This is a genomic window from Marinilactibacillus piezotolerans (assembly GCF_900169305.1).
In the GTDB taxonomy this organism is placed as follows: Bacteria; Bacillota; Bacilli; order Lactobacillales; family Carnobacteriaceae_A; genus Marinilactibacillus; species Marinilactibacillus piezotolerans_A.
The window spans coordinates 280061-296852 of the sequence record NZ_FWDP01000003.1 but is presented as its reverse complement, the minus strand read 5'-3'; the positions used below and the strand labels follow the sequence as shown (position 1 = coordinate 296852).

General features: G+C 40.5%; 16 protein-coding genes. 4 read left to right on the top strand and 12 right to left on the bottom strand.

The genetic code is table 11. The features are described 5' to 3' along the window. Positions 1 to 81 precede the first annotated feature (81 nt). Both B6F02_RS03225 and B6F02_RS03220 read left to right on the top strand, forming a co-directional pair. Positions 82 to 525, top strand: coding sequence for a DUF948 domain-containing protein (locus tag B6F02_RS03225; protein WP_080145965.1), 444 nt, complete (start codon positions 82 to 84; stop codon positions 523 to 525). 28 nt (positions 526 to 553) lie between these two features. Beyond that, positions 554 to 1093: a YtxH domain-containing protein gene (locus B6F02_RS03220; RefSeq protein ID WP_080145964.1), complete on the top strand. Its 540-nt coding sequence runs from the start codon at positions 554 to 556 to the stop codon at positions 1091 to 1093. A gap of 59 nt (positions 1094 to 1152) precedes the next feature. On the opposite strand, the gene B6F02_RS03215 is transcribed toward B6F02_RS03220, so the two are convergent. Then, entirely contained in the window at positions 1153 to 2610 is a 1458-nt protein-coding gene (locus tag B6F02_RS03215) for an alpha-amylase (protein ID WP_080145963.1), read from the bottom strand. 275 nt (positions 2611 to 2885) lie between these two features. Between B6F02_RS03215 and B6F02_RS03210 the strand changes: the two genes are divergently transcribed. After that, entirely contained in the window at positions 2886 to 4274 is a 1389-nt protein-coding gene (locus B6F02_RS03210; protein WP_080145962.1) for a TrkH family potassium uptake protein, read from the top strand. 12 nt (positions 4275 to 4286) lie between these two features. Beyond that, positions 4287 to 4955, top strand: a complete 669-nt coding sequence (locus B6F02_RS03205; RefSeq protein ID WP_080145961.1) for a potassium channel family protein — start codon at positions 4287 to 4289, stop codon at positions 4953 to 4955. A gap of 82 nt (positions 4956 to 5037) precedes the next feature. Here the strand turns inward: B6F02_RS03205 and B6F02_RS03200 are convergent, their stop codons facing one another. From B6F02_RS03200 to gyrA, 11 genes are all read right to left on the bottom strand, one after another. Next, positions 5038 to 6333, bottom strand: coding sequence for an adenylosuccinate synthase (locus B6F02_RS03200; protein ID WP_080145960.1), 1296 nt, complete (start codon positions 6331 to 6333; stop codon positions 5038 to 5040). 250 nt (positions 6334 to 6583) lie between these two features. Further along, positions 6584 to 7654, bottom strand: a complete 1071-nt coding sequence (locus B6F02_RS03195; RefSeq protein ID WP_080145959.1) for a PTS fructose transporter subunit IIC — start codon at positions 7652 to 7654, stop codon at positions 6584 to 6586. 20 nt (positions 7655 to 7674) lie between these two features. Next, complete coding sequence (locus tag B6F02_RS03190) at positions 7675 to 7986, bottom strand: PTS fructose transporter subunit IIB (protein WP_080145958.1); 312 nt, start codon at positions 7984 to 7986, stop codon at positions 7675 to 7677. A gap of 12 nt (positions 7987 to 7998) precedes the next feature. Next, positions 7999 to 8481 (bottom strand): PTS sugar transporter subunit IIA, encoded by a 483-nt coding sequence (locus B6F02_RS03185; protein WP_080145957.1) that lies wholly within the window; start codon positions 8479 to 8481, stop codon positions 7999 to 8001. 161 nt (positions 8482 to 8642) lie between these two features. Then, complete coding sequence (gene dnaB / locus B6F02_RS03180; RefSeq protein WP_080146083.1) at positions 8643 to 10016, bottom strand: replicative DNA helicase; 1374 nt, start codon at positions 10014 to 10016, stop codon at positions 8643 to 8645. Positions 10017 to 10191: 175 nt separating this feature from the next. After that, entirely contained in the window at positions 10192 to 10641 is a 450-nt protein-coding gene (gene rplI, locus B6F02_RS03175) for a 50S ribosomal protein L9 (protein WP_080145956.1), read from the bottom strand. A gap of 24 nt (positions 10642 to 10665) precedes the next feature. Next, the gene (locus B6F02_RS03170; protein WP_080145955.1) at positions 10666 to 12663 is read right to left on the bottom strand and encodes a DHH family phosphoesterase; all 1998 of its coding nucleotides are present in this window, start codon (positions 12661 to 12663) and stop codon (positions 10666 to 10668) included. A 193-nt stretch (positions 12664 to 12856) separates the two neighbouring features. Continuing rightward, entirely contained in the window at positions 12857 to 13090 is a 234-nt protein-coding gene (gene rpsR / locus B6F02_RS03165; RefSeq protein ID WP_080145954.1) for a 30S ribosomal protein S18, read from the bottom strand. A 28-nt stretch (positions 13091 to 13118) separates the two neighbouring features. Next, positions 13119 to 13661 carry a single-stranded DNA-binding protein gene (gene ssb / locus B6F02_RS03160; RefSeq protein ID WP_080145953.1) on the bottom strand — a complete coding sequence of 181 codons (543 nt, stop codon included), beginning with the start codon at positions 13659 to 13661 and terminating at the stop codon, positions 13119 to 13121. Between the two features lie 60 nt (positions 13662 to 13721). Then, positions 13722 to 14021 (bottom strand): 30S ribosomal protein S6, encoded by a 300-nt coding sequence (rpsF, locus tag B6F02_RS03155; RefSeq protein WP_080145952.1) that lies wholly within the window; start codon positions 14019 to 14021, stop codon positions 13722 to 13724. Between the two features lie 220 nt (positions 14022 to 14241). Then, positions 14242 to 16755, bottom strand: coding sequence for a DNA gyrase subunit A (gene gyrA / locus B6F02_RS03150; protein ID WP_080145951.1), 2514 nt, complete (start codon positions 16753 to 16755; stop codon positions 14242 to 14244). Positions 16756 to 16792 lie beyond the last annotated feature (37 nt).

Below are 16792 nucleotides of genomic sequence, written 5' to 3'. Positions count from 1 at the left end.
TTGTTGCTAAGTTGGTGTTCATGGTATTCTATCATTATAGATCACGATGAACTAACAGTGAAAAGCAAAGGAGGGACTTCAATGTCATTAGCATATATTATTGCATTAGTGATCGTTGTTGCAGCACTGCTCGTATTAATTATCGGCGGAGTGGTAGCATTCATTAAAGTGAAGCCGACACTAAAGCACTTCAAGGAAACGCAAGCGACTGTTCAAGACCGGATCGATCATTTCTCTGGAGAAGCAGACGCAATCCAGAAAAAAGTCAATCATATCATGGAACGTGCACAAGATCTGCAGAAAGTATCTATGATCAAAATGCAGCGATTCAATGAGTTATCCGATCATGCTTCTAGTTTAGGTGATTCTTTGACTACTCTAAAAGAACACAGTGGTGAATATTCAAAAGGGATTGCTCAGAACGCTGCTGATGAATTGAAAACAGAAGGACCATTACTCGCTAAAACGTTCAAGCTGGCGTTTAAACGAACGGCTCAGAAACAAAAAGCAAGAGCACAACAATAAAGCAAAAATTTGAAGGGAGATCTACATTATGCCAAAAGTCAGTCTAACTAAAGCCGTATTACTGAGTGCTGCTTCAGCATTCGCAGCATTGTTATTTGCTCCAAAATCAGGAGATCAGTTCCGCAAAGATCTGAAAAGTGAAGCAACGAAATTAAAAGATTCAAGCGGGGAAAAAGCTCAGCAGCTGATTGATGATTTCAGAGAGTCTTACGTAGAAGCTGACCGCGAATTACAAGCTGAACAAGACGAAATGGATGCAAAACAAGCTCAATTGAACAAAACGATTGAAGAAATCGAAAGAGAATTGGCTCAGAAACAGTCTGCTGCTCATACAGAGACAGTTGTTGACCCAGCTGATGCTTCTCATTCTGTTTATGACGATGAGCAATTAGGTGATGTAAAAGGAACTCCGCTTGAGCCGAACGAAGACCAAGCCATTCCTAAAGATCAAGTAGACGAAGCACTGCATGATAACTATCTTTCAAATAATCAAGACTTTAAATTGAATGAAGACAATTTGCCTGATGAATCAGATGCTTCTTTAAAAGTAAATCCAAATGATCGATAATAGATTTCTAAATGAAAAGCTCCGAGAAGATGTAAAAGTCTTCTCGGAGCTTTTTTCTTTTATTTTTTAGGAATCCAAACAGAAATCGACTCTGCATTTACCGGGAATACGGCTTGACCGTTTTCATCAATCTCAATCTCTTCTTCTCGGTTGCCCATATAGTCAATATAGTGTTCGCCTGCATGCAGTGATCCGACATTCATTTCTTTGAATCCTTCTTCTCCACTGGAAATGACGACTGCACACCCTTCTGGATGTTCATCATCTCCTGTGCGAGTAAAGCCTATACAAGTAGCGTGATCCAAGTAATTATGCTGTTTTCCATAAGCATACTCTGTACGGATATGCATCAGCTTCTCAATCACTTCTGGACAGCCTTCATAATCGACATCTCCATTGAATCCATAATAGTCGCTGTAGAACAGACAAGGGTACCCGTACGAACTGAGCAATACAATACCGTATGCCAACGGCTTGAACCACGGCTCTACATAAGACTCCAGCGATTGACCTGGTTGAGAATCATGATTCTCTACAAACGTAACGGCTTGTTCAGCATTTTTCTTATACAAGGTTCCGTCAAACAGCTTTCTCAGATCATAATCTGTCTTCTGCTGTGAAGCTTCATGGAGTGCGTAATGGAATCTTACGTCCATCATCGAGATATTATATTCCTGATCTTCTAAATACTCTTCCAAGTATTTATACCGTTGATGCCAGTACTCTGCTACAAAGAAAAAATCCTCTCCAAATTCTGAGCGTACCTCTTCAATCAGGTCTTTCATGAACATACGGTCAATATGCTTCACAGCATCCAATCTGATTCCGTCAATACCTGTCTCTTTAACAAACCATTTGATCCATTTTTTTGTTTCTTCAATCACTTCTGGATGATTGTAATCGATATCTGCGAACATCAAGTAGTCAAAGTTGCCGAACTCAGTGGAAACATGCTCATCCGGAGCCCAGCCTTTTCCTTCTCCCTCTATTCGATAAATTCCTTGTACTCCCGTTAACTCATCATCTGAAACGCCTGAAAAATGGTACCAGTGCCATTCAAAGTCTGAATACTTGCCGTTCCTGCCTGGAAAATTAAAGTAAGTCCAGGATTCGATTTCTTTTGGATCTTCAATTTCTTCATGTCGATTCTCTTCATTGACAGCAACAGCCCAGAATTTTTCTTTACCATCTGCACCGCCTTTGTGGTTTAATACCACATCCGCATATACTTGGATGCCCTTATCCTGAAGGGTTTGAATCGCATCAAGCAGTTCTTCTTTGGTTCCGTATTTCGTTCGGACCGTGCCTTTCTGATCAAATTCACCAAGATCATACAGGTCATAAATCCCGTAACCAACGTCCTCTTGGCTCACTGATTTAAAGCAAGGTGGAATCCATACTGCTGTCACACCGATTTCTTGCAAGTGTTCAGCTTCTGCTTTTAGTTTCTTCCAATGCGTTCCATCATTCTCTAAATCCCATTCAAAATACTGCATCATAGTTCCATTATATGCCATACTTTTCTCCTCCTACATTCAATGCCCTAGACAAGACACTGTATCATAAATAGTTTATCGTTCCCGTCGAAAAGAAACAACTGGAACGCCTTACTGTGCCTATTTCGGTTCCTGTTTCAAGTCTGTCTATTTTTCTTGCAGCTAATTGTGAAAATCCTTATTCACATACGCGGATGAGCCATGGCGTTTTTGTCTAAATTCCTTGTATTTTCAGTATTCTAGATATACAATCTATGTATTGATTTTTTATAGTTTTAGAAAGGATTAATATTTGTATGAGACGGTTGTTAAATCGCTTTTCACTTTTACCTGTTCCACTTAAAATCCTGCTAAGTTTTGCTGTGGTTATTTTAAGCGGATCGCTTGTTCTGGCTTTACCTTTTAGCCAGCTTGAAAGTTCTAATGCAACATACTTTGATCATCTCTTTACAGCAGTATCTATGGTATGTGTTACGGGACTATTTACTGAACCATTAGCTGATACTTATAACCTGTTTGGACAAATCATCGGACTCGTTTTGATCAAATTAGGTGGTCTAGGGTTGATTACGATCGTTGCAACGATCGTCATGCAGCTCGGTCGACGTGTCAGTATGAAAGATGAAGTTACACTGCAGCAAGCACTCAATAGAGGAGATATGGTCAACTTCCGTAATTTCCTGCTCTCTGTGGTCAAATATACCTTTGTTATAGAAGGAATCGGTGCTTTTTTCCTGACCTTTTACTTCGTTCCTTTGTTTGGATGGGCTAAAGGGTTGTTTACTTCCATTTTCCTATCCATCTCCGCGTTCAATAATGCAGGCTTTGATAACTTAGGATCAACCAGTCTGCAAGCCTTTGTAGATTCTCCTATCGTCAATACAGTGATTCCCTTGTTGATTATTGTCGGAGGTATTGGATTCTCAGTCTGGTTCGATGTGGCTAAAAATTTCAAGTCGCTCATTTCTGTTCGCAACTGGGTGGAACTGAAGGGCCGCTACAGAAGATTGAAGCTGCATACTCGCTTGGTCATCAACTGGACAGCGGGTCTGATCATAGCTGCTATGGCATTATTTTATTTTTCTGAATGGAACAATTCGGCAACGCTGGGTGAAATGGGACTCTTCGACAAGCTTCAGGCGACCTTTTTCCAAGCTGTAACGCTGCGTACAGCAGGATTTGGTACTGTAGGTTATCCTGATCTTCACTTGTTTACTATTCTGTTTATGACAGTCTTCATGTTTATCGGCGGATCTCCCGGCGGTACAGCAGGTGGTGCCAAAACGTCTACAGTAGCCCTTGTGGTGAAACTGATCTGGGCCGAAATTACTGGCCAAAGATATGTTCACTATCAAAAGAGAACCATCGATACAGAAATTGTTCAAAGAGCCTTGGTTATCGTTGTAATGTTTATCAGTATTGTTTTTGTCGGTATGTCTTTAATGGCCATTTTCGATGAAAGTGTTCCGATGCAGTATCTATTCTTCGAATCTGTTTCTGCTTTAGGAACAGTTGGTCTATCTGCTGACTTGACACCTTTATTATCTAAAGGCAGCCAAACAGTCATTATGTGTTTGATGTTCATCGGACGACTTGGTCCAATCACCATCTTCACAGCCCTTGGGTTGTCTGACAGAACACACAAAAATAAAAGATATGCAACAGGAAACATTCTAATTGGTTAGGAGAGAACACTATTGAATAAAGTTGTGGGAGTACTAGGGCTGGGAGTATTCGGCTCTACGATCGCTAAAGAATTAGGCGAGCACTATTTTGATGTTATCGCCATTGACAGAGATTTAGTAGATGTCAATCGTGTTGAAGAATATGTTGTTCAAGGCGTCCAAGGAGATATTACGGATATTGATCTGCTGAGAAGTATCGGCTTCGAAAAATGCGATACCGCCGTTGTCGGAACCGGATCTAACTTGGAAGCCAGTGTCTTAGCCGTCTTGAACTGCAAAAAACTCGGCATTAAGCGCATCATTGCTAAAGCTAAAAATAAGGTGCATAAAGAAATCCTGCTTGAAGTCGGCGCTCATGAAATCATACGTCCCGAAAAAGAAATGGGAGACAGAGTTGCCCGTAATATCATGCGGAATAAAATCTTGGATGTCATTGAACTGGACGATGACAATGCCATCATTGAGTTCCTGACACCAAAAGAATGGGTCGGGAAATCACTTGTGGAATTAGACCTGCGAAATAAATACAGCATCAACGTCATCGGAATGAAAAATTCAGAGGGTGCAAAATTGCAAGTCAACATTGCTCCTGATGAGAAAATTGCTCCAAATAGTATGCTGGTAGCAATCGGCGAACCGCATACCTTCGAGCATTTAGATTACACCAATCAATTAAAGTAATTGTATCTACTAAAAAAGGCATTCTCTTCCCTGCTTTGGGAAAAGAATGCCTTTTTGCTTGATTTAAATAAATACGGACAGATTAATAAACTGGCGCCCATATGTTTTCTAAAACATTGGTCTGATCACGGTCAGGACCTACAGAGAACGTAGAGATGTGTACACCTGTCAGTTCAGAAACCCGGCGGATATAATTGCGCGCATTTTCCGGCAATTCTTCAAGGGTTCTGCACCCTGTAATATCTTCGCTCCAACCAGGAAGTTCTTCATAGACGGGGTTGCACTGAGCTAGTTCTTTTAAGCTGGCAGGGTAATGAAGGATTGTTTCTCCATTACGTTCATATGCCGTACAGATTTTGATGGTTTCAAGACCTGATAATACATCGATTGAATTCAGCGACAGATTGGTTACACCTGAAACACGTTTTGCATGACGCATGACGACACTGTCGAACCAACCTACTCGACGAGGACGTCCAGTTGTTGTTCCGTATTCATTCCCTGCATCACGGATATATTGTCCGATTTCGTTATCTAATTCAGTCGGGAACGGTCCATCTCCGACTCTTGATGTGTAGGCCTTACAGACACCGACTACTTTGTCGATTTTAGAAGGTCCTACGCCGCTTCCGATCGTTACGCCGCCAGCTACCGGATTAGAGGAAGTAACGAATGGGTAAGTCCCCTGATCGATATCCAGCATAACCCCTTGGGCACCTTCAAATAATACACGTTTTCCTGCATCAAGAGCATCATTCAACACAACAGATGTGTCGCATACATACTGTTTGAATTGCTGACCATATGCATAATACGGTTCAAAGACATCTTCAAATGCTATTGGTTCAGCATCGTAGATTTGAGTAAAGTAGCGGTTCTTTTCTTCTAGAACTGTTCTCAGACGTTCTTCAAAAATTTCTTTGTCCAACAAGTCAGCAATTCGAATTCCGATACGAGAAGCTTTATCCATATAAGCCGGACCAATTCCGCGAATCGTTGTCCCAATTTTTTTGTCACCCTTAGCATCTTCCTGAAGCTGATCCATTTTAATATGGTAAGGTAAAATAACATGTGCCCGATCAGAAATGCGCAAATTATCTGTAGTAACATTTCTTTCGTGCAGATATGCCAGCTCTTCTACAAGCGATTTAGGATTGATGACGACACCATTTCCAATGACACTGATTTTATCACTAGCGAAAATCCCTGAAGGAATCAAGTGCAGTTTATACGTGACACCATCAAATTTAATGGTATGCCCCGCATTATCTCCTCCTTGGTAACGAGCGATCACTTCTGCATTTTCACTTAAAAAATCAGTGATCTTTCCTTTACCTTCGTCTCCCCATTGTGTTCCAACAACTACGACCGACGACATTTGTCCACCTCATCTAAAAATTTTTAATGATGCTATTTAAAAAGGGAGTCCCCGCCATTCAAGTCACAAATGTTGATACAAAGACAGAATATCGACTATTCTATCTATTCAACCCATTTGTTTTAAATGGAGGCAACCCCCTACTCTATTCTCGCATCAATTTATTTGCTGATTTAACAAATTCTATTCTACCATATATCTATTACAATAAAAGACCTTATTACAGATTTCTCTTTCTTCCATCAGCAGATTACATTGTAATATCAAAGTCAAAATCTTCTTCCTGTGCTGCAGACTCCTCTTTTTGTGAATGCGGCTTTCTGACAATGACTTGCAGACCTACTGAAACGGCAACCCCGACAACAACAGCCAGCACAAATATATATAGATTACTAGCCATCGGCAAACCGAAGACACCTGAAACGCCGGCTGTAGAAACATTGAAAGCCATCATAATCGCCCCTCCGATACCAGCGCCGATCATATTTGGTCCAATAACCCGTAACGGATCCTGAAAGGCGTAAGGCAGCGCCGCTTCCGTGATGCCGACCAATCCGGATAGAATCGCTCCGGGTGCCATTTTGATTTCTGCTTCACTGAACTTGGATTTTGAGATCAGCGCAGCGATGCCAACAGATAATGCCGGCACCATTATCCCGGGAAAAACAGCCGCATTTACTTGAAATCCGATACCGCTCGGGTCATTCCATAATGCAAATACAAATGTAATAGCAATTTTATTTAGTGGTCCTCCCATATCAAATGCACACATGGCACTTAAGATTGCACCGAGTAAGAATGCATACTGAGGCGCTTCAGATAAATGAATCAGACTTTCAATAATCAGGTCATTTAAAGCTCCAATTGTAATGGCAACTGGATAAGCCATAATGACGTAAAGCAGCCAGCCCGTCAGCACTGGAATAAACAACGTTTTCTTGATGGATTCCATAAATTCCGGAACAGGAACTTTTCTGAACCAGCGTACGACATATCCGGCAATTGCTCCTGCAATAATCGCACCCAAGAATCCGCTGGCTGACGTATTTTCAATGGTAGGATGAGCTGCAATATACCCGCCAATGAATCCAGGCGCAATGGCTGCTTTATCGCCGATTGCATAAGCCATATAAGCCGCAAACACAGCTGGAATCATATCGATCATAACCCATGCAAATCCGTTCAGAGCGGTCATGCTGGCACTGTCTGCTTGTATGTATTGAAGGACCATTTCCGTCACTGCAATCGTCATTCCAGCAAACACAATAAACGGCAGCATATAAGAAACACCTGTCATCAAAGCCTGTTGAAATTTTCTCATTCTCTTTCTCCCCGCTTTCTTTACTGATGCAATTTTTCTTCAATTTTCTGAATCAATCCGTCTGCATTCTTAATGGCTGTGCTGATAGGAATCTCGACTTTCTTGATTTTTTCAAATCGTTCTTTTTTAGCAATCCCTACTTCAACAGCTAGAATCAGAATATCCGCTTCATTCACTTCTTTTTGTGTCAATTCGTCTTCTATCCCTGTTGCTCCCTGCGTTTCTACTTTAATCTGGTGCCCTCTTTTTTTAGCTGCTTCCTCTAGCGTTCGCTTAGCCATAAAGGTATGTGCGACCCCTGTTGCGCAAGCTGTTACTGCTATGATATTCATCCTGCATTCTCCTCACTTTTCTTCATTTTGAAAAACCGATTCGATCCATTTTGTCATTTCAGCTTCATTTTTTATCTGCCGGATCTGCTCTTGTACTTCTTGATTTACCAATTCATATGATAATTTAGATAATAGTTTTAAATGGGTCTGTTCTGCATCATTTTCCGGAACCAATATTATGAATAAGTGAGAAACCATCTGATCATCTAAGGCTTCCCAATCTATAGGATTTTTCAATCGGAACACTGCCAGCATCGGATACTGCAGCCCAGCAATTTTTCCATGAGGAATCGCAAACCCATTACCAAACCCCGTTGTACTTAAAGCCTCTCTTTCTTTCAGGCCACTGACTATTGCTGCGGCACTAACAGAGTCTTTTAGATGATCGGCTGCTGCTGCGGCAACTTCTTCGAATAAAGCCAACTTATTCCTTTTGGCATTTGGAAAAGATAATTGAACAAACATCTCTAATGGAACAATTTCTTTTTCCTTCATATTTCCCCTTCTTTCCTACTGCACTGAATTAAGTACCTTTAAGTATACCAGTACAAGAAACGTATATGAAAAGGTTTGCTTTTATAAAAAAAACGACGGTTCGCAGCCAGGATAAACCAAGCTTTGAATCGTCGCTTCTCGTATAACTCTTATGCTGTTTTTTAAGGTCCGGAGATTTGATCTTCCGGATAGTAGCTTAAAGACGAAAATTTATTGTATTCTTTGATAAACAACAGTTTTGCTGTTCCTCTAGCTCCAGAACGGTTTTTTTCCAGAATGACTTCAACCACATTGTCATTTGCATCTTCTGGCTCATCTTCGTCTTCTTCACTGCGGTAATAATCATCTCGATATAAGAAGGCAACAATATCCGCATCTTGCTCAATAGATCCTGACTCTCTTAAGTCGCTTAGAATCGGACGCTTGTCTTGACGCTGTTCTACCCCACGAGATAATTGAGAAAGCGCAATAACCGGTACAGAAAGTTCTTTGGCCAGTTTTTTCAGCTGTCTAGAAATCTCTGAAACTTCCTGCTGACGACTTTCACGACCAGTTCCTTCGATCAATTGCAAGTAATCGATCACAATCAACCCTAAACTGCCTCGTTCTTGTTTAAGACGACGGCATTTTGCTCGAATTTCAGCAGTCCTGATTCCGGGTGTATCATCAATAAAGATATTAGCCTTAGATAAACTGCCCATTGCCACAAACAGCTTGGTGAATTCTTCTTCCGTCAGCTGCCCTGTTCGAAGGTTGGAAGCATTAATGGTCCCTTCAGCACATAGCATCCGGTTAACCAACTGTTCTGCACCCATTTCTAAACTAAAAATAGCTACTGTCTCATCTGTTTTTGTTCCAATGTTCTGGGCAACATTCAGTGCGAATGCCGTTTTCCCCACACCTGGTCTAGCTGCTAATATAATCAGTTCATCTTCATGAAGTCCCGCTGTCATTTGGTCTAATGCTTTGTAGCCAGTGGAAATCCCTGTAATTTCTTCATCATTTTGAAAAAGTTCATCAATGTTATTGATTGTTTCTCTTAAAACGGTCTCGATATTTACGAAGCCGCTGCGGCTTCTTTTTTCAGAAACTTCTAGAATTCTTCGCTCTGCTTCATCTAGCAAATTCGGAAGATCTCCGGCTTCCTCGTATCCCCTTGAGGCAATCTCTGTAGCTGTCTGGATCAAACGACGCAGTATAGACCGTTCTTCCACGATCTTAGAGTAATACTCTACATTGGCCGCTGTCGGCACTGTCGTTGCAATATCAGCTAAATAAGGTGTACCGCCAATATCTTCTAACTGGTGCTTAGCTTCCAGCAAGTCTGCAATCGTGACAACGTCTATCGCTTCATTCTTTTCACTTAAATCTATCATTGCTTGAAAGATCAATTGATGCGAACGACGATAAAAGTCAGAGGCTTCAATAAATTCCATTGCCGACACAAGTGCATCTGGATTCAGTAAAACAGATCCAAGAACAGATTGTTCCGCTTCAATATTTTGTGGAGGTAAACGATCTCCTAATGGTTCCATCGCCAAAGTGGGTTCTTCCTTTCACTCCTGAGAGTACAAATTCATTATTTATTTTACAGGATTATGCTCTAAAAGTATATAAGGGAACACATGTTTAAAAACATGTTTCATGTGAAACACTGCATCTCAGGTAAAAAAAGAGAAGCTGCACTGAGCTTCTCCTCTGATATTCAATTTACTTTTGTTCTAAAACTCGAACCGTCAATTCTGCAGTGACTTGGTTGTGCAGTTTAACTTCCATTTTCTGGCTGCCTAATGCACGCATTGGAATATCTTGTGTGATTTTTCGCTTGTCCACTTTTATTCCTAACTGTTTCTCTAATTCCTTAGCAATCTGCTTTGTTGTTACAGATCCAAATAAGCGACCATCTTCTGCAGCCTTTTCATGAATTTCGATTGGATTTTCTTCAATTGTTTTTTTATCAGCTTCGGCAGCTTCTAAAATTTCGTTTTCTTCTCGTTTCACTGCGTTTTTCTTCGCGGATAATTCTTTTCTGGCAGCTGAAGTCGCTTCTTTTGCCAACCCTTTTTTTAATAAAAAGTTGTTTGCATATCCGTCTGATACATTTTTGATTTCGCCTTTTTTACCCGTTCCTTTTACATCTTTCAATAAGATAACTTCCATGTGAAACTCTCCTTCTATTTGTTATTAGTCAAGTTCTGTTTGGATCAGTTCAATCAATTCTTCTCTGACTTCTTGAACAGACTTACCATCAATTTGAGTGGCTGCATTAGATAAATGACCGCCGCCGCCCATTTTCTCCATAATAATCTGAACATTGATTTTCCCTAAACTTCGGGCACTGATACCGATCATGTCATCAGACCGTTTTGTAATCACAAACGCTGCTTCTACTCCTGACATACTCAACATAGTATCGGCTGTCTGAGCTGAAGTCACCGGTGGATAGATTTGCTCATCCTTACCGTGAGCAATCGCTACCCCTTCATGAACGAATTCTAGCGTCTCAATCAGTTTACTCCGTTTTAAATAGGTTTCAGGGTCTTCTTTTAAAAGTCTTTGAATCATCGTAGAATTGGCTCCTACAGACTGCAAGTAGCTTGCCGCATCAAATGTTCTAGATCCAGTTCGTAAGCTGAAATTATTCGTATCCACTATAATTCCGCCTAACATGGCTGTAGCTTCAATACGGTTAATTGGTTCTCCCTCAGAAGAAACATATTCAAACAATTCAGTAATCAATTCTGCAGTTGAAGATGCATATGGTTCAATATACACCAATAAAGGATTTTCTGTAAACTCTTCTCCACGTCTATGATGATCAATGACTATATTCTTCTTAGTCTTTTTCAGTAAATTAGGAGCGATTGACATAAATGGCTTATGATGATCCACTAAAATTACTAAGTCATTATCCGTGATTAGCTCTTCAGCTTCTTGCGGAGATATAATATTCTGATTAACTTGATTCTGGGTTTCAATCTCTTTCATCAACTTGCTGACATCACTGCTCAAATCATCCTGGTCAACGACTACATAGCATTTTTTCTTCAGCATCATTGAAATTCGGGCAATCCCTAGTGAAGACCCGATAGCATCCATATCAGGATTTTTATGACCCATAACGAACACTTGATCGCTTTCTTTGATCAGCTCTTGCATAGCTTGACTAATCATTCGAGAACGTACTCTTGTCCGTTTTTCCATTGGATTCGTTTTCCCGCCATAGTACCGGGGCTCTTTATCTACTTCTTTAACGATTGCTTGGTCTCCGCCGCGCCCTAGTGCTAAGTCTAGGTTGCTTTGTGCAACTTCAGCCAGTTTTTCGAAATCGTCATCCCCGTAAGCAATCCCGATACTGATGGTTAATGGTAGATTTCTTTTTGAGGTACGATCTCGGATATTATCGATGATATTGAATTTTTCATTTTCAATACGCTCCAGTTCACTGCGGTTAAGCAGTAAGAAGTACTTATCATCAGCAGTTTTTTTATAAAAGATACTATGCTGTTTACCCCAGTTGGACAAATAGGTTGTTAACAGACTATTAAATCCTGATACACCACGATCATCCAGACCTTGTACGACCTCATCATAATTATCCAAGAATAACCATCCTACTACAGGACGTGCTTCTTCATATTTCTCTCTAACTTCTGCATATTCGGTGATATCCATCAGATAGATTGCATGAATATCTTCTTGCAGGATAACTTGAAAGATCTTGTTATTCCACTGTAACAAGTTGGAGTCTGCGTTATCGATATTTTGTACCAGCTGATAAATCTCTTCATTTACTTCACTAATATGTTTCCCTAGAACACTTTCTTCATTTGAAAGCTGGGTCTGCATATAAGGATTGATCCAGTCGATTTCTTCATTCTGGTTGATCAGAATGATTCCTATGGGCATTTTGATCAGTGCTTCTTGTTCTCCACGTTTGATTCTATAAGATAAATTAAGAATGTAGTTGTTTAACTCGACTACATATTCCTTACCAAATCTCCAAGCTACAATAATCGTGATGACTACTAACAGCAACATGACCAGCCCGATCCATATACTGGCAATAAAACTTAATATGGTCAGCAAGATCAATGCCGCTACTGCAAACAAGATCATTGAGCGCATAAACGGACGATCCAAGAATTTTGGAATCGATTCTTCCTCATTGACTCTTTTCATAAGGTCTCCTCTGTTTCAATATTTAGACTACTATATTTTACCATTTTTTAATCATTTATTCTAGACACCTAAAAACAGGACATCAAGCTGATTGTTTCACGTGAAACAATCTATTCAATCATTATTAAAATAGTTTAAGCAGACAAATAAAAAATCGCAACAGATAAAATCTGCTACGATTTTGAACATAATATTAATCTTCTGCTACGAATGGAAGTAATCCCATGATTCGAGCACGTTTGATTGCTTTAGTTAATTTACGTTGGTTTTTTGCGTAAGTTCCAGTTACACGACGTGGTAAAATTTTTCCACGTTCAGAAATGAAACGTTTTAGCAAATCAGTATCTTTATAATCAATATATTCGATATGGTTTGCTGCAAAGAAATCAACTTTCCGGCGCTTCTTGCCGCCTCTGCGTCCTGCCATTTTATACTCCTCCTTCTTTAGTTATGAATCAAAACGGTAAATCGTCATCTGAAATATCAATTGGATCATCATTCTGTTCAAATGGATCCTCATCGAAGTTTGCAAAAGCATTTCTGTTCTGATTATTTCCAGGAGCTTGTTGATTATTCTGTTGAGAATAATTGTTTTGATTTGAATAATTCCCACTATTAGAGAATCCGCTATTGCTGTTACTGCTGCCATTATCATTCTGACTACGACGTTCAGTTACAGATTTCGGCTCTAACATTTGGAAGTTTTCACAAACAATTTCAGTAACGTAGATTTTACGTCCTTCATTATTTGTATAGTTACGGGTTTGGATACGTCCAGTAACACCGACTAGAGAACCTTTACGCGTGAAATTAGAAATAATTTCAGCAGTTTTTCTCCATGCCACACAGTTGATAAAGTCTGTTTCTCTTTCTCCTTGCGCATTCGTAAAAGTACGTTCTACGGCAATAGAAAACGAAGCTACAGCTGTACCGCTGCCTGTATAGCGTAATTCAGCATCACGTGTCATTCTTCCAACTAGTACTACATTATTAATCAATCGTTATGCTCCTTTCGTCATCATTACTTTGCAATCGCAATATGTTTCACGTGAAACATATTAGTCTTCCAAACGAACGATCATGTGACGAAGAATATCGTCATTGATACGTGCTAGACGTTCGAATTCGTTAATTGCTGCTGCATCGTTAGAAACAATATTTACCAGATGGTAAGTACCTTCACGGTAATTTTTGATTTCGTATGCAAAACGACGTTTCGCCCAGTCTTTTGATTCAGTAACTTCAGCTCCGTTATCTTTTAAGATGTTATCGAAACGCTCTACTAAAGCTTTCTTAGCATCTTCTTCAATATTCGGACGGATAATGTATAAGATTTCATATTTTGCTGATTGACTCATCGTTGACTGTCACCTCCTTATGGACTTTGGCCCTTTCAGTTGAAAGAGCAAGGAGAGTATTCTTAAAAGAGTACTCACTTCGAACAATTATAGCATAATCATTTATCTAAAGCAATCTTTTTTCGTAAATAGATATCATTGATCAATAAAGATGCACAGACAGCAAAACACTCTGCAGATTCGAGCCTGCAGAGTGTTTTCTTCTAGTACTTTAATGGATTTATTCTTCTGATGTTGATTCCGAATCAGATCCTGCAGTTTCTTCTGTTTCTACTGGTTCTGCAGCTTCTTCATCTTCTACCTGTTCTGGATCTACTTTAGCTAATGTCGATACTTTGCTGCCTTCTTCTAGACGCATTAATCTAACACCTTGCGTAGCTCGACCCGTTTGCGAAATATTTTCAGCATGGAAACGAATAATAACTCCGCTGTTCGTGATCAGCATAATATCTTCATGGCCATCAACTGTTTTCAGACCGATCAGTGGACCGTTCTTTTCAGTAACATTTGCCGTTTTAACTCCTTTGCCACCACGACCGCGAATCGCATATTCTTTTGCCGGTGTACGTTTTCCATAACCATTTTCGGTAATGATCAATACTTCCGAGTCTTCATCCAGCATGTCCATTCCAACCACTACATCTTCTTCACGTAAGTTGATACCACGGACACCCGCTGCTGCTCTCCCCATGCTTCTAACTTTCGTTTCGTGGAAGCTGACAGCGTAGCCGTCACGTGTACCGATAATCACATTTTGATCGCCATTTGTCAGCGATACCCCCATCAATTCATCACCATCTCTTAAGACGATCGCTTTTAAGCCGCTGGTACGAATATTAGAGAATTCACTGAAAGCTGTACGTTTAACTGTACCTCTGCGAGTTGTAAAGAACAAGTGTTCATTTTCTGAAGGTTCCCCGCGCATATTGATAATAGCTTGAATCTTTTCAGAATTATCGATTCCCAGGAAGTTGATTGCCGGAATCCCTTTTGCTGTACGCCCGTATTCAGGAATTTCATACCCTTTGGCTTTATAGACTTTTCCTGTATTCGTAAAGAACAGCAGCAAGTCATGGGTTGAACAGGTTAACAACATCTCTACAAAGTCATCTGTGTTGGTCCCCATCCCTTTGACACCACGGCCTCCGCGGTTTTGAGCTTTAAACTCAGAACTCGGCATCCGTTTCATGTATCCATTATGGGATAAGGTAATCGCGATTTCTTCTTCTTCGATCAGATCTTCATCCTCCAAGCTTAGCGACTCTCCAACCAGCAATTCAGTACGGCGGTCATCACCATGCTTTTCAGAAATTTCTTCTAGTTCAGTTGCAATGATTTCGTTGACTCGTTCAGGCCGAGCTAAGATATCATTCAGATCTTCTATTAATGCGACCAGATCCTGATATTCTCCTTCGATCTTGTCTCGTTCTAGACCAGTCAAACGAACCATACGCATATCAAGAATGGCTTGTGCCTGGCGTTCAGACAAATCAAATCGCTCAATTAAGGTTTCTTTAGCAATCTGCCCTGTTTGAGATCCTCTGATGATTGATATAATCTCATCGATATGATCCAAGGCAATCCGCAATCCTTCTAAGATATGCGCACGTGCTTCTGCTTTTTGCTTATCGTAAACCGTTCTTCTTCGAATAACTTCTCTTTGATGTTTCAAGTATTCTGTTAAGATTTCTACTAATCCGAGCGTTTTCGGAATACCATTGACGATTGCCAGCATATTGAAGCCGAACGATGTCTGCATCGGGGTTAATTTATACAAATTATTCAAAATAACACTGGCAGACACATCTCTGCGAACATCAATAACAATACGCATACCATCTCTGTCTGATTCATCGTTCAGATCAGTGATACCCTCGATTCGCTTATCTCTGGCTAATTCTGCGATACGTTCCACAAGCTTAGCTTTATTGACGAGATAGGGCAGTTCATCCACAATAATACGTTCACGACCGTTGGTTTGTACTTCAATATGTGCTTTCGCACGTACTTTGATGGATCCGCGTCCGGTTTCATAGGCTTTTCTGATTCCTGATTTTCCTAGGACCAATGCTCCTGTTGGAAAATCAGGACCAGGCAAGACTTCCATCAAGTCAGCAACCGTTGCTTCACTGTTTTCCATCAATAAGCGACAAGCTGCAATAACTTCTTTTAAGTTATGAGGCGGAATGTTGGTTGCCATCCCTACGGCAATTCCTGATGCCCCATTGACCAGCAAGTTTGGAAAACGCGCTGGCAAGACATCTGGTTCTCTTTCAGAACCATCGTAGTTATCGTGGTAATTGACTGTATCTTTATTGATATCGCGAAGCATTTCTAGAGCGATTTTGCTCATTTTTGCTTCGGTATACCGCATTGCAGCAGCACTGTCCCCATCAATTGATCCAAAGTTTCCGTGACCGTCAACTAACGGATTACGGTAACTAAAGTCCTGTGCCATCCGCACCATGGATTCGTAAATAGCAGAGTCACCATGCGGGTGATATTTCCCCATTACATCTCCTACGATACGGGCAGACTTTTTATACGCTTTGTCCGGCGTCATTCCTAATTCATTCATTCCATACAGGATACGGCGGTGAACAGGTTTCAATCCATCACGTACATCCGGTAAGGCACGAGAAACAATTACACTCATTGCATAGTCCAAGAATGAATTTCTCATCTCGCTGGACAGGTTGATTTGTTCCATTCGTGCTTCTCTATTTTCAGCCAAGTCTTTTGTCCTCCTTCAATCTCCTCAAATGGACTCC

Excerpts from the sequence above, each read along its gene's own strand:
- B6F02_RS03225 (WP_080145965.1), top strand. The coding sequence starts at position 82 with ATGTCATTAGCATATATTATTGCATTAGTGATCGTTGTTGCAGCACTG.
- B6F02_RS03220 (WP_080145964.1), top strand. The coding sequence starts at position 554 with ATGCCAAAAGTCAGTCTAACTAAAGCCGTATTACTGAGTGCTGCTTCA.
- B6F02_RS03215 (WP_080145963.1), bottom strand. The coding sequence starts at position 2,610 with ATGGCATATAATGGAACTATGATGCAGTATTTTGAATGGGATTTAGAG.
- B6F02_RS03210 (WP_080145962.1), top strand. The coding sequence starts at position 2,886 with ATGAGACGGTTGTTAAATCGCTTTTCACTTTTACCTGTTCCACTTAAA.
- B6F02_RS03200 (WP_080145960.1), bottom strand. The coding sequence starts at position 6,333 with ATGTCGTCGGTCGTAGTTGTTGGAACACAATGGGGAGACGAAGGTAAA.
- B6F02_RS03195 (WP_080145959.1), bottom strand. The coding sequence starts at position 7,654 with ATGAGAAAATTTCAACAGGCTTTGATGACAGGTGTTTCTTATATGCTG.
- B6F02_RS03190 (WP_080145958.1), bottom strand. The coding sequence starts at position 7,986 with ATGAATATCATAGCAGTAACAGCTTGCGCAACAGGGGTCGCACATACC.
- B6F02_RS03185 (WP_080145957.1), bottom strand. The coding sequence starts at position 8,481 with ATGAAGGAAAAAGAAATTGTTCCATTAGAGATGTTTGTTCAATTATCT.
- dnaB (WP_080146083.1), bottom strand. The coding sequence starts at position 10,016 with ATGGAACCATTAGGAGATCGTTTACCTCCACAAAATATTGAAGCGGAA.
- rplI (WP_080145956.1), bottom strand. The coding sequence starts at position 10,641 with ATGGAAGTTATCTTATTGAAAGATGTAAAAGGAACGGGTAAAAAAGGC.
- B6F02_RS03170 (WP_080145955.1), bottom strand. The coding sequence starts at position 12,663 with ATGAAAAGAGTCAATGAGGAAGAATCGATTCCAAAATTCTTGGATCGT.
- rpsR (WP_080145954.1), bottom strand. The coding sequence starts at position 13,090 with ATGGCAGGACGCAGAGGCGGCAAGAAGCGCCGGAAAGTTGATTTCTTT.
- rpsF (WP_080145952.1), bottom strand. The coding sequence starts at position 14,021 with ATGAGTCAATCAGCAAAATATGAAATCTTATACATTATCCGTCCGAAT.